General features: G+C 68.9%; 10 protein-coding genes. 4 read left to right on the top strand and 6 right to left on the bottom strand.

What is annotated here, in order from left to right:
* Positions 1-36: 36 nt before the first annotated feature.
* From CCO03_RS06790 to CCO03_RS06765, 6 genes are all read right to left on the bottom strand, one after another.
* Positions 37-1,551 (bottom strand): tripartite tricarboxylate transporter permease, encoded by a 1,515-nt coding sequence (locus CCO03_RS06790; RefSeq protein ID WP_087278959.1) that lies wholly within the window; start codon positions 1,549-1,551, stop codon positions 37-39.
* An 18-nt stretch (positions 1,552-1,569) separates the two neighbouring features.
* Positions 1,570-2,058, bottom strand: a complete 489-nt coding sequence (locus tag CCO03_RS06785; RefSeq protein WP_087278956.1) for a tripartite tricarboxylate transporter TctB family protein — start codon at positions 2,056-2,058, stop codon at positions 1,570-1,572.
* A 160-nt stretch (positions 2,059-2,218) separates the two neighbouring features.
* Positions 2,219-4,045, bottom strand: a complete 1,827-nt coding sequence (gene tfpB / locus CCO03_RS06780; RefSeq protein WP_087278952.1) for a type IV pilus assembly ATPase TfpB — start codon at positions 4,043-4,045, stop codon at positions 2,219-2,221.
* A 111-nt stretch (positions 4,046-4,156) separates the two neighbouring features.
* Positions 4,157-4,918 (bottom strand): class I SAM-dependent methyltransferase, encoded by a 762-nt coding sequence (locus CCO03_RS06775; protein WP_087278949.1) that lies wholly within the window; start codon positions 4,916-4,918, stop codon positions 4,157-4,159.
* Between the two features lie 371 nt (positions 4,919-5,289).
* Positions 5,290-5,868 carry a DNA-deoxyinosine glycosylase gene (locus CCO03_RS06770; RefSeq protein WP_087278946.1) on the bottom strand — a complete coding sequence of 193 codons (579 nt, stop codon included), beginning with the start codon at positions 5,866-5,868 and terminating at the stop codon, positions 5,290-5,292.
* A gap of 205 nt (positions 5,869-6,073) precedes the next feature.
* Positions 6,074-6,928, bottom strand: a complete 855-nt coding sequence (locus CCO03_RS06765; protein WP_087278944.1) for a TatD family hydrolase — start codon at positions 6,926-6,928, stop codon at positions 6,074-6,076.
* Positions 6,929-7,376: 448 nt separating this feature from the next.
* Here CCO03_RS06765 and CCO03_RS06760 point away from each other — a divergent pair, with 448 nt between their 5' ends.
* Genes CCO03_RS06760 through CCO03_RS06745 form a run of 4 tightly spaced genes read left to right on the top strand, consistent with a single transcriptional unit; the run spans position 7,377 to position 11,812 of the window.
* The gene (locus tag CCO03_RS06760) at positions 7,377-8,411 is read left to right on the top strand and encodes a S1C family serine protease (RefSeq protein ID WP_087278941.1); all 1,035 of its coding nucleotides are present in this window, start codon (positions 7,377-7,379) and stop codon (positions 8,409-8,411) included.
* A gap of 14 nt (positions 8,412-8,425) precedes the next feature.
* A complete protein-coding gene (locus CCO03_RS06755; RefSeq protein ID WP_087278938.1) occupies positions 8,426-9,454 on the top strand; it encodes an AAA family ATPase in 1,029 nt (342 codons plus the stop codon).
* Between the two features lie 17 nt (positions 9,455-9,471).
* Positions 9,472-10,722, top strand: a complete 1,251-nt coding sequence (locus CCO03_RS20320) for a DUF58 domain-containing protein (RefSeq protein WP_236904056.1) — start codon at positions 9,472-9,474, stop codon at positions 10,720-10,722.
* Positions 10,715-11,812 (top strand): VWA domain-containing protein, encoded by a 1,098-nt coding sequence (locus tag CCO03_RS06745; protein WP_087278935.1) that lies wholly within the window; start codon positions 10,715-10,717, stop codon positions 11,810-11,812. The genes CCO03_RS20320 and CCO03_RS06745 overlap by 8 nt, the downstream gene beginning before the upstream one ends.
* The last annotated feature ends 401 nt before the right edge of the window (positions 11,813-12,213 follow it).

Genomic DNA, 12,213 nt, shown 5'->3' with positions numbered 1-12,213 from the left:
GTGTCAGGCCAGGCAAGAGCCCGGCCCTCACGCCCATCAGTCTTCGTCGACGAAGGCTTCTTCGCGGCTCTTCTTCACGGCCGGCAACAGCACGATGACGAGCAGTGCAACCGCCAGACCCAACAGCGTGGCCGACAGCGGACGGGTCACCAGCACGCTCCAGTCGCCACGCGACAGCAGCAGCGCACGGCGCAGGTTTTCTTCCATCATCGGGCCCAGGATCAGGCCCAGCAGCAGCGGAGCGGGTTCGCAACCGAGCTTGACGAAGATGTAGCCGATGATGCCGAACAGGGCCACGAGCCAGATGTCGAACGAGTTGTTGTTCGTCGAGTACACGCCCATGGCGCAGAACAGCACGATGGCGGGGAACAGCCAGCGGTACGGCACCGACAGCAGCTTGATCCAGATGCCGATCAGCGGCAGGTTCAGCACGATCAGCATCGCGTTGCCCAGCCACATCGAGGCGATCAGGCCCCAGAACAGCTCGGGGTTGCTCGTCATCACCTGGGGACCAGGCTGGATGTTGTGGATGGTCATGGCACCGACCATCAGCGCCATCACGGCATTGGGCGGAATGCCCAGCGTCAGCAGCGGGATGAACGAGGTTTGCGAACCGGCGTTGTTGGCCGACTCGGGCGCCGCCACACCGCGGATGTTGCCTTGGCCGAACGGCACTTCACCAGGACGGAGCTTGGTCTTCTTTTCGATCGTGTACGACGCGAACGAGGACAGCAGTGCACCACCACCGGGCAAGATGCCCAGGGATGCACCCAGCAGCGTGCCACGCAGGATGGCGGGGGTCATCAGCTTCCAGTCTTCCTTGGACGGATACAGGTGTTCCACCTTGGCCGTGAACACGGCGCGCTCCGCGCTGGGCGTCGACAGGTTCTTGATGATTTCGCCGTAGCCGAACACACCCATGGCGATCACGATGAAGTCGATGCCGTCGGTCATTTCGGGGATGTCGAACGAGTAACGGGCCACGCCCGAGTTCACGTCGGTACCCACCAGACCCAGCAGCAGGCCCAGCAGAATCATCGAGATGGCCTTGAGCAGCGAGCCCGATGCCAGCACCACGGCGCCGATCAAGCCCAGCACCATCAGCGAGAAGTATTCGGCGGGGCCGAACTTGAAGGCGACTTCGGTCAGCGGACCGGCGAAACCCGCCAGCACCAGGGTGCCGAAACAGCCGGCGATGAAGGAGCCGATGCCAGCCGCCGCGAGGGCCGGACCTGCACGGCCCTTGCGCGCCATCTGGTAGCCGTCGATCACGGTCACCACCGAGGCAGCTTCGCCCGGCAGGTTCACCAGGATCGAAGTGGTCGAGCCACCATACTGGGCGCCGTAGTAAATACCGGCCAGCATGATGAGGGCCGACACCGGCGGCAGCGCATAGGTCGCCGGCAGCAGCATGGCGATGGTGGTCACCGGGCCGAGGCCGGGCAACACGCCGATCAGCGTGCCCAGGAAGCAGCCGATGAAGCAGTACAACAGGTTTTGCATCGTGAAGGCGACGCCAAAACCCATGGCCAAGTGGTCAAACAATTCCATGATGTGTCGTCTCCCCGATCAACCGGCCACGAAGCTGGGCCAGACAGGGAACTGCAGACTCAGACCCCAAACGAAAGCGATGTAGCTGCCCACCGCCAGGATGATGGCCAGGATGGTCACTTCCTTGAAGTTGAACTCATCGCCCCCAAGTGCCGCGATGTAGGTCATGGCGATGATGGCGACCACCATGCCCATGTGCGGAATGCCCCAGGAAGGGATGCCGACCAACAGCGCGCCAAAGGCCAGGTTGGCTGCAATGACGAAGAACAACGGGCGCCAGGCCCACTTGCCGATCTTGTCCCCATCGGGCGTGGCCACGGTGATGGACTTGAACAGGATGGCGGCTCCCAGCACGGCAAGCAGAATGCCCACCATCATGGGGAAGTACCCCGGGCCCATGCGGGCACCGGTACCGATCGTGTAGTTCTGGGCACCGATGGCGAATGCGCCGCCGATGCCGATGAACATGAGGCCGGACCAGAAGTCCTTCTCACTTTTGATGAACACTGCATCTCCTTCATATGGGTGATTTCCGGGCGCGATTGTGCGCACGGGTATCCCACGCTTCGATGTGGATTTCACCTACGAAGGCTGCAGACCCCCTGATTTGATACGGGTTTACCCCGGTTTTGACGGCATACTCCGTCGCCCAGGTGACCCCGTCACATCAGTGCAATGGCGGCGTGGCAGCCACAACCTCGTCCAGCGTGGTCATGCCCTCGCCCACCCGGATGGCGCCGGCCAGCCGCAAAGGCCGCATGCCATCCTTCACCCCCTGGCGGCGCAGCCGGTCGATGCTGGGTTCCTTGTTCACCAGGTGCTTGAAGTCTTCGCTCAGGCCCAACAGCTCATACAGGCCCATGCGGCCGCGATACCCCGTCATGCGGCATTCCAGGCAGCCCACCGGCCGGTAGGGGCGGTAGTTGCCGCGGTTCAGCGTCCAGGGTTTGATGGCCTCGGCCAGGCTTTCGGGGTCCGGCGCTTCGTCGGGCTGTTTGCAGGCCGGACACAGCGTGCGCACCAGGCGCTGGGCCAGCACGCCCAACACCGTGGCGTTGATGAGGTACGGCGGCACGCCCAGCTCCATCAAACGGGTCACGGCCGACGGCGCGTCGTTGGTGTGCAGGGTGGAGAACACCAGGTGCCCGGTGAGCGCCGCCTGCACCGCCATGTCGGCGGTTTCCAGGTCGCGGATTTCACCCACCATGATGATGTCCGGGTCCTGCCGCATGAGTGCGCGCAGCCCTTCGGCAAAGCTGAAGTCCAGCTGCGGCTGAACCTGGGTCTGGTTCAACGCCGGCTCGATCATTTCGATCGGGTCCTCGACGGTGGACACGTTCACCTCTTCGGTCGCCAGGCGCTTGAGCGTGGCGTACAGCGTGGTGGTCTTGCCCGAGCCTGTCGGGCCCGTCACCAGGATGATGCCGTGCGGCCGGCTGGTGAGCGTCTCCCAGCGCCGCGCCTCGTCGGGCGTGAAACCCAGCTCGGACAAGGTCTTGACCGAGTTGTCGGGATCGAAGATCCGCATCACCAGCTTTTCGCCAAACGCGGTCGGCAGCGTGGACAGGCGCATTTCGACCTCGGCGCCGGCCGGGTTGCGCGTCTTCACGCGGCCGTCCTGCGGGCGACGGCGCTCGACCACGTCCATGCGGCCCAGCAGCTTGACGCGCGCGATCATGGCGTTGAGCACGCCAATCGGCATCTGGTACACGCGGTGCAGCACGCCATCGATGCGGAAGCGGATCGCGCCCTGCTCGCGCCGCGGCTCCAGGTGGATGTCGCTGGCCCGCTGCTCGAAGGCGTACTGCCACAGCCAGTCCACGACCTGCACCACGCCCTGGTCGTTGGCGTCGAGCTGCTTGTTGCCCGAACCCAGCTCGACCAGCTGCTCGAAACTCGCCGCCGTGGTGTTGCCACCGGCCTTGACGGCGGCCTTGACCGAGCGCGCCAAGGCAAAAAACTCGGCGATGTAGCGCTTGATCTCGGGCGGCGACACCAGCACGCGGCGGATGTTGCGCTTGGTCTGGCGCTCCAGCTCCTGCACCCAGTCGGTGATGAACGGCTCCTGCACCCCCACCACCACCTCGCGCGGCGACACCGCAATCGGCAGGATGCGGTGCCGCTCGGCATAGGCCGCGCCCATCACGTCGCTGACCTTGGCCGCATCCACCTTCAGCGGATCGACGCGCTGGTAGGGCAGCTCTGCCCAGCGCGCCAGCTGCTGGGTCAGCTCCTCGATGTCCATGACATGGCCGTCGCTGGCCGCCTGCACGCTCAGCGCCGACAGGCGGATGAGCGGGTGCTGGCTGCTTTCGGCCTGCGAACAGCGCAGCGTCACGCGGTCGGCTTCGTCGCGCGTGATCACCTCCTGCATGAGCAGCCACTGCACGAACTGCCGCCAATGCACGGGGCCGGCAGGCGGCTGACGCTGCGGGCTGTCGGCCAACGCGGTGGCCGGGGCATGGGGCGGACGATGCAGGGCTTGGGTCTTCATGTGCGCTGGACTCACATCGGCTTGCGCCGCATTCATTTATACCAGTATGACCCAGCTTCCGTTAGTTAATAAACGGTAACCCGCCCATACTCCAAACATCCACAACAAACTTCACACCACCGTGCTGGCCAGGGCGCGAGTGGCCGGCTTGAACACGCGCAACCATTTGCGCGCCGGCAGCTCCCAGCGCGCCTCGATGGCCTCGGCCTGGGCCTGCAGCTGCTCGCGCTTGGGCCGCGTGGGCGTGCGCTGCGCCAGCACCACCGTGTTGCCTTCGCGCGTGGGCTTGAAGACCCAGACCGCGTCCTCGCCGAACGCCGCGGCAATCTTGCCCAGGCTGCGCTCGAACGATGCCGAACGGCCGAACAGGTTCACCGTCATGCAACCGTGCTCGCTCAGCACGCCGCGGCAGTCGCGGTAGAAGTCTTCGCTGTCCAGCACCGGCGCCGCGGCCTCGTGGTCGTACAGGTCCACCGCCAGCGCCTCGACCACGCCCTGCCACTGCGGGTCGCGCACGGCGCGCGCCGCGTCCTCGATCAGCACACGCAGCTTGGGACCGTCGGGCGGCAGCTTGAACCAGCCCCGGCAGGCCTGCAGCACGGCGGGGTTCAACTCGACGGCCGTGCAGCACATGCGCAGCCGCTTGTGGCAGAACTTGGTGATGGCGCCGGCCCCCAGGCCCAGCTGCATCGCATGGCCCTTGCTCACGCTGGTCACCGGCGTGAACAGCAGCCAGGCCATCATGCGCTGCACATACTCCAGGTCGATGTCGAAGGGCTCGCTGAGCTTCATCGAGCCCTGCACCCACGGCGTGCCCAGGTGCAGGTAGCGGCGTTCGCCATCTTCGGAAAAACTGACTTCCGGCAGCGCCACCGGGCGCCGGGCGCGGGGACGAGCGGGTTGCGCAGCTCGCTCGGCTGCGCGATCGATGCGGGGGGATGACTGACTCACAATGCCCCCATTATCAACGGCACCCCCGCTCGTCCTGGGGGAAGGGTGCATGGTCTTTACATGCCCGGGTCAGCGGCTGCCGTGCTCGGGATCCGTACCGTGCGCGGATGCGCGTCACCCCGAGCGGCGGCCCACTGCAGGCGGCCGGCATCGGCCTTCAAGGCCAGGCTGGCCAAGCGCGACCCAAACGGGGCGAGCAAAGACCCCCGGGTCATGGGACCAACGCCCCGCCGCCGCGCATCAGCCCTGTGCGGACGCGACCTGGCCATGCCTCACCCACAGGCGCCGACGCTTCATGCCCCGGCCCCGGCGACCAGCCCGGCCTGCACGAACACCTCGCGCCAGGCCGCCACCTTGCGCGCCAGCGACCAGCTGGCGTTGGCCGGGCTGCTCGACGGCAGGCGCCACAGTGGCAGGTGCCAATCGGCCAGCTGGGCCAGTTGGCGGTGGTGCTTCCAGCTCTCGCCGCCGTTGAAGGCGATGCCGCGCAAATCCGGCAGCCGGCGTGCCAGGGCCAGGAAGTCGTTGCGCTCGGCATCGCGGATGGCGGTGTCCAGGCTGCCCTGGCGCACGCAGCTGGCATAGACGTCCCACAGGCCAACGCCCCAGCTCAGCATCTGCGCCAGCCGCTGCTCGTAGGGCAGCGTCACGAGATCGGGCTGGGCTTCACCGCCAACGCGGCTCGGCGAGCCCAGGTAGGCTTGCAGGATGCGCCAGAACTGGTTTTGCGGGTGGGCGTAGTACCGCCGCTCGGCCAGCGAACGCGCACCGGGAAAGCTGCCCAGGATCAACAGCCGCGTGCGGGCGTCCACCACCGGCGGCAGGCCATGCAGGCGCTCGGCAGCGGAAGACGCAGGGGAAGGGTCGGTCATGCGCAGCCGACCCCGGCGCAGACAGCCCGGCCCCCATCAACAGGCCTGGCGGCGGCGCGGCCCGAGCGGATCAACGCCCTGGTGCACGCGGCGCGCGCCACAGGGGCGACGCACAGCCAGCCCAGCCGCTGCACCGTCGCTACCAAACCCGCAGTATCACCACACCCTCGTTTATACAAAAACGGTGAACAACCCATACTCCCACTCATGAAGATTGCCCATCTGCTCTTTGGACAAGCCAACCGGCCAGCCGGGGCAGCACGCGCAGGGCATTGGCCGTGGTTTGCGCCGCCCAGGCATCGGTCGTTACCCCGCGCAACGCGGCCAGTTCGGCGCCGATGCGCGGCAGCTCAGCCGGCGTGTTGGGCTGCGGCCGCTGGCCCTGCGCGCGGGCTTCGGCCGTCATGTACAGCCATTGCGGCGGGATGTCGGGGGCGTCGGTCTCCATGACGATGGCCGTGGCCGGCAGCTCGGCCGCCAGCGTGCGCAGGTGCCGGGCGCGCTCAAAGGTGCTGGCCCCGCCAAAGCCCAGGGCCAGGCCCAGCGCCTGCAACTGCTCGGCCTGCTGGGCGCTGCCGTTGAACGCGTGGGCGATGCCGCCGGACACGCGCGTCTGGCGCAGCCCCTTCAGCACCGCGTCCACGGCCTTGCGCGAATGCAGGATCACGGGCAGGCCATGGGCCTTGGCCAGCTGCAGCTGCGCCGTGTAAAAGCGCAGCTGCTTGGCCCGCATGGCGGGCTCGACCAGTTCGGGCACAAAGAAGTCAAGGCCGATTTCGCCCACGGCGACCAGCCGCGGATCGCCCGCATGGGCGGCCAGCGCCCGGTCCAGGGCCAGCAGGTCGGCATCGCTGGCGCGCGGCACGTACAGCGGGTGGATACCCAGCGCGTAGGCATCGCCCAGCGTGTGGGCCAGCTGGGCCGCGTGCGCGAAATCGCCGGCCTGCACGGCCGGAATCACGCACAGCGGCACGCCCGCCGCGCGCGCCCGCGCGCGCATGGCCTGCAGATCCGGTCGCAGCTCGGGGGCATCGAGGTGGCAATGCGTGTCGATCCACATGGGTCGATCATGCCGCATCTGCCCCGCCCGGCCGGGACGCAGGTTTCCATGCCCTGCGACGGTCCGCCGCCGCCTTCGCCTTTATCCGCCGCCCATCCACCGGTCGACACAACGTCGCAGACAGCCCTCAGCTGGCATCGGCGGCCGAAACGCGAGCCCGACGACGGGACAGCGTCTTGCCATCCGACTGCCCATCCGCGCCCCCGCCTGTTCATCCGTCCGCCTGTTCACCCTTCCGCCCTTCCGCCCTTCTGCCGGTCTGTCCTCGGCGGTCGCGGTGAGGCATTCGCCGCCCTCGTCCGCGCCCGCCCGGCCCGCATGGCGCGGCACGCTGGTCAGCGCCATCGCGCGCGTGCAGAACTTCTGTTCCCGGCCGCAATCCATGCTAGGGTCACACCATCGATCCACACGGGCCGGACGCAAGCCCAGCCACCCCCGACGACATCCCATGCGCAGGCCTCCGATCCACAGCCGTTCTGCGTCCCGCCTCGCCACCGGGGGACAGGCCGCCGCGCCCGAGGCAGACCCGCCTGCCCCCGCGCAAGAGAGCGGGGCGGCCAACGGATTGCCGTCCAACGGGGTGCCCAACGGATTGCCGTCCAACGGATCATCACCCGCCCCCGAGGCGCACCCCGCCCGCCAAGCCACGGTGGACCGCGCACTGAAATCGTGGGGCTTGTGGCACGCCGACGCGCCCCACGCCGCCGCCCTACGCTGGCTCTCGCTTGCGGTGCTGCTGCTGGGCCTGACCGTCATCGGCCTGCTGGCCGACCGCTTGCGGCCCCAGCCCGCACCGCTGACCGAGAAAGCCGTGGAGCGGCTCATCACCCGCAGCCTGCAAACGCAGGTGCTGCCGTCACAGGCGGCGCGGGCCGCGGCCCTGGTCGCGCCATCGGTGGTGCACGTGGGCAGCTACGGCCGGGCTGGCCGCGGCCGCGTGCCGGAAGAGCTGGCCGAAGGCACGGGCGTGGTGCTGCAGGACTCGGGCGTGGTGCTGACCAACTGGCACGTGGTTCAGGATGCGGACTCCATCCGCCTGACGTTTGCCGACGGCACGGAAAGCCTGGCCACGGTGCGGCGCAAATCGCCCGAGAAAGACATCGCCGTGCTGCAGGCCCTGCGTGTGCCCGACGACCTGGTCGCCGCCACGCTGGGCTCGCCCGATCAGCTGCAGCTCGGTGACCAGGTGGTGGTCGTGGGCTTCCCCTTCGGCATCGGCCCGTCCGTGTCGGCCGGCGTGGTGTCGGGCAAGGACCGCGTCTACCATTCGCGCGCCGCCCGGCAACAGCTTGAACGCCTGATCCAGTTCGACGCCGCAGCCAACCCCGGCAATTCGGGCGGCCCGCTGGTAAACGCCGCCGGCGAGGTCGTCGGCATCGTCACGGCCATCCTCAACCCCACCCAGAACGGCACCTTCCTGGGCATCGGCTTTGCCACCCCCATCGACGAGGCCGCCAGCGCCGCCGGCCAGGCCCCGTTCTGAACCCCACCCCTCGCATGACCGCCACCGCCACCGCTCCCCACCCCACCCTGGACGAGGCCAGCCTGGGCCGCAGTGCCGCCCTGCTGGAAAAGGTCTTGTTCGAGGTCAAGCGCGTGGTCGTGGGCCAGGACCGCTTCCTCGAACGCGTGCTCATCGCCCTGCTGGCCCAGGGTCACCTGCTGGTCGAAGGCGTGCCCGGCCTGGCCAAGACGCTGACCGTGAAAACACTGGCCCGCGCGCTCGACTGCCGCTTCGGTCGCGTGCAGTTCACCCCCGACCTGATGCCGGCCGACCTCGTCGGCACGCGCATCTACCACCCGCACTCGGGCGAGTTCAGCACCGCCCTGGGCCCGGTCTTCACCAACCTGCTGCTGGCCGACGAGATCAACCGCGCCCCGGCCAAGGTGCAGAGCGCGCTGCTCGAGGTGATGCAGGAGCGGCAGGTCACCATCGCCGGCCACACCCACACCGTGCCCGCGCCCTTCGTCGTCATGGCGACGCAGAACCCCATCGAAACCGAAGGCACCTACGCCCTGCCCGAGGCCCAGGTCGACCGCTTCATGATGAAGGTGCTGATCGACTACCCCAGCGAAGGCGAAGAGTTCGTGGTCATCGAGCGCGCCCTGGCCGCACCACCCGAGGTCCAGGCCGTGCTGTCGCCCGACCAGCTCGCCACCATGCAGGCCCAGGTGCAGCAGGTGTACGTCGATCCGGGGCTGATCCACCACGTGGTCAGGCTGGTGACGGCCACGCGCGATGCCAGCCTGCTGGCCCAGGCCAGGCTGACCGGTCTGCTGAGTTTCGGCGCCAGCCCACGGGCCAGCATCGCCCTGGTGCAGGCCGCCCGCGCCCTGGCCCTGCTGCGCGGCCGCGGCTACGTGGTGGCCGACGACCTGAATGACCTGGCGCTGGACGTGCTGCGGCACCGCGTGGTGCTGTCCTACGATGCCCTGGCCCAGGGGCTGACGGCCGATGCGGTGCTGATGCGCCTGCTGCAGGCCGTGCCCAGCCGCGCAGCCCCTGCGGACGCGGACGCCGCCTGACCCCATCGAGCAGCAGTATGACCCTGTTCTCGTTTTTCAACCGACGCAGGAATGATCATACTCCTGACGTCATTACACCGGATCCAGCCCAGGTGCACCGCTGGCTGGACCGGCTGAGCTGGGTCACCCAGCAGCGCCTGCAGGGCCTGCGCCAGGGGCAGCACACCAGCCTGCTGCGCGGCCAGGGGCTGGACCTGGCCGACCTGCGCCTGTACCAGCCCACCGACGACGTGCGCCACATCGACTGGAACGCCAGCGCCCGCCTGCAACACACCCACGTGCGCGTGTTCCACGAAGACCGCGACCTCGCCGCCTGGTTCATCGTCGACGCCAGCGCCTCGAACGCCTTCGGCTCCACCGGCCGCAGCAAGCACGACACCGCCCTGGCCTATGTGGGCATCGTCGCCCGCATGCTGCACCGCCAGGGCAACCGCATCGGCGCCATCGTGCACACCGGCCAGACCGCGCCAGCCGCCGCGTCGACCGGGGCGTCAACCGATGCGCCGGCCGCCCCCAGCGGGCCGCGCCGCATGGCCGTGTTGCCCGCGCGCGCGGGCACCCACCAGCTCTGGCAGCTCACGCAGCTGTTGACCGGCGCACCGGCCACAGCCCAGCCCGGTGAGGCCCGACTCAGCCATGCTCAGTCCGGCGGCCAGCCGAAAGAAGCCCGCCCGGCTCACGCCCAGCCGGGCCCAGCCAAGCCCGGCAAGACGCGCGCGACCGCCGCAGCCGGCCACGTGACCGACCTGGGCGCCATGCTGCGCGAGGCCGGCCAGCTCATCCGCTCTCGCGCTGCCGTGTTCGTCGTGTCCGACTTCGTCAGCCAGCCCGGCTGGGACGACGCCCTGGGCCAGCTCGCCCGCCGGCACGACGTGGTGGCCGTGCACCTCGTCGACCCCATGGAGTGGCAGCTGCCCGACCTGGGCCCCATCGCCATGCGCGACCCCGAAACCGGCGCCCAGGCCTGGGTGGACACGGGCGATGCCGGGCTGCGCGCGCGCTTTGCCCAGCTGGCCGAGCAGCGCCAGGCCGAGCTCGACCAGGGCTTTGCCCGGGCCGGCGTCGACGTGCTGGAGCTGTCCACCAGCGAAGACGTGCCCCAGGCCGTGGTGCGCCAGGTGTTCATGCGCAAGCGCGCCTTTCAGCCCACAGCCAGCCTGACCCCAGCGGCCCACGCCGCCGCCAACGTCGTCGCCCTGGATCAGCCCGCTGGCCACGGCCCCTCCGCCACACCCGCAGGCCTGCGCGCCGAGGTGCCCCATGCCTGAGCTGACCACGGCCTGGCGCACCGTGCAGTTGAACCTGCAGCGTTTGAGCCCCGATTTCCTCTGGCCCCAGCTGCTGTGGCTGTTGGTGCTGCTGCCCCTGCTGCTGCTGCTCTACCTGTGGCTGATGCGTCGCCAGAGCCGGCAGGCCCTGGCCTACCCGCAACTAGCCCTGGTGCAGCGCGCCATGCAGGGCCAGCGCCGCTGGACGCGGCACCTGCCGGCCCTGCTGCTGTGGCTGGCGCTGGGCTGCATGCTGATCGCCGTGGCGCGGCCCACGGGCAAGCTGGCCCTGCCCACCAACCAGCAGACCCTGGTGCTGGCCATGGACGTGTCCATCAGCATGCGCGCCACCGACGTCGAGCCCACGCGGCTGCAGGCGGCCCAGGCGGCCGCCCACGCCTTTGTCGACGACCTGCCGCCCGACGTGAAGGTCGGCATCGTCACCTTTGCCGGCACCGCCCACGTCGCCCAGTTGCCCACCACCGACCGCCAGGCGCTGCACAAGGCCATCGACGGCTTTCAGCTGCAGCGCGCCACGGCCACGGGCAACGCCATCGTCGTCTCGCTGGGCACCCTGTTTCCCGATGCCGGCATCGAGCTGGACCAGCTCGGCCTCGGCGCCCTGCGGCTGGAGGGCGTGGTGCGCGACCAGCCCGCCCCGACGCAAAAACCCTTCACCCCACAAGCCCCCGGCAGCTACCAGACGGCCGCCATCATCATGCTGAGCGACGGCCAGCGCACCGTGGGGGTCGATGCCATCCAGGCCGCCCGCATGGCCGCCGACCGCGGCGTGCGCGTCTACACCGTGGGCGTGGGCACGGTGGACGGCGAGGTCATCGGTTTCGATGGCTGGTCCATGCGGGTGCGGCTCGACGAAGAGCTGCTCAAGGCCGTGGCCCACGCCACCGACGCCCAGTACTTCTACGCCGGCACGGCCCAGGACCTGCGACAGATCTACCGCTCGCTGTCGAGCAAGCTCGGCGTCGAGCTGCAGCAGATCGAACTCAGCGCCGCCTTCGCGGGGCTGGCTGCCCTGCTCACGCTGGTGTCCGCGCTCTGGTCGCTGCTGACGCACCGCCGCGTGCTCTGAGCGTTGCCCTCGCCAGCTGGGGCACCACAGCCGGGGATGAGCCTCGGTCCGGCGCAGGCGACACACACCGGGGTTGGATCAAGCACCCAACCCGCAACAGCGGTGACCGCTTCACGCGCCGACATGCCTCGCTCAAGGGATTGAGCCCAGCCCTGAGGGTTGTCCGTTGGCGTGGAATGCGTGGCTCGGCCACGGGGAACACGATCCGAACGGCAAGGCCGCAGAGCATGGCAGCGCAACCGAGCGGTGCCCTGCGACTGGCGGGTGGCCAGCTTGATGCGGGTGAGTCCTGTCGGGTGTGCTCTGCCCAGGGCCACAACAGCGCGCCACACATCGGCAGACCCGCGTGTGTCAGGCGTGCTGGGGACGCGCATGAAGCCCGGTCAATGCAGTATCAACCG

The organism is Comamonas serinivorans (assembly GCF_002158865.1).
Taxonomy (GTDB): domain Bacteria; phylum Pseudomonadota; class Gammaproteobacteria; order Burkholderiales; family Burkholderiaceae_C; genus Comamonas_E; species Comamonas_E serinivorans.
This window is presented reverse-complemented; position numbering and strand designations above follow the sequence as displayed.

Excerpts from the sequence above, each read along its gene's own strand:
- CCO03_RS06745 (WP_087278935.1), top strand. The coding sequence starts at position 10,715 with ATGCCTGAGCTGACCACGGCCTGGCGCACCGTGCAGTTGAACCTGCAG.
- tfpB (WP_087278952.1), bottom strand. The coding sequence starts at position 4,045 with ATGAAGACCCAAGCCCTGCATCGTCCGCCCCATGCCCCGGCCACCGCG.
- CCO03_RS06765 (WP_087278944.1), bottom strand. The coding sequence starts at position 6,928 with ATGTGGATCGACACGCATTGCCACCTCGATGCCCCCGAGCTGCGACCG.
- CCO03_RS06790 (WP_087278959.1), bottom strand. The coding sequence starts at position 1,551 with ATGGAATTGTTTGACCACTTGGCCATGGGTTTTGGCGTCGCCTTCACG.
- CCO03_RS06760 (WP_087278941.1), top strand. The coding sequence starts at position 7,377 with ATGCGCAGGCCTCCGATCCACAGCCGTTCTGCGTCCCGCCTCGCCACC.
- CCO03_RS06755 (WP_087278938.1), top strand. The coding sequence starts at position 8,426 with ATGACCGCCACCGCCACCGCTCCCCACCCCACCCTGGACGAGGCCAGC.
- CCO03_RS20320 (WP_236904056.1), top strand. The coding sequence starts at position 9,472 with ATGACCCTGTTCTCGTTTTTCAACCGACGCAGGAATGATCATACTCCT.
- CCO03_RS06770 (WP_087278946.1), bottom strand. The coding sequence starts at position 5,868 with ATGACCGACCCTTCCCCTGCGTCTTCCGCTGCCGAGCGCCTGCATGGC.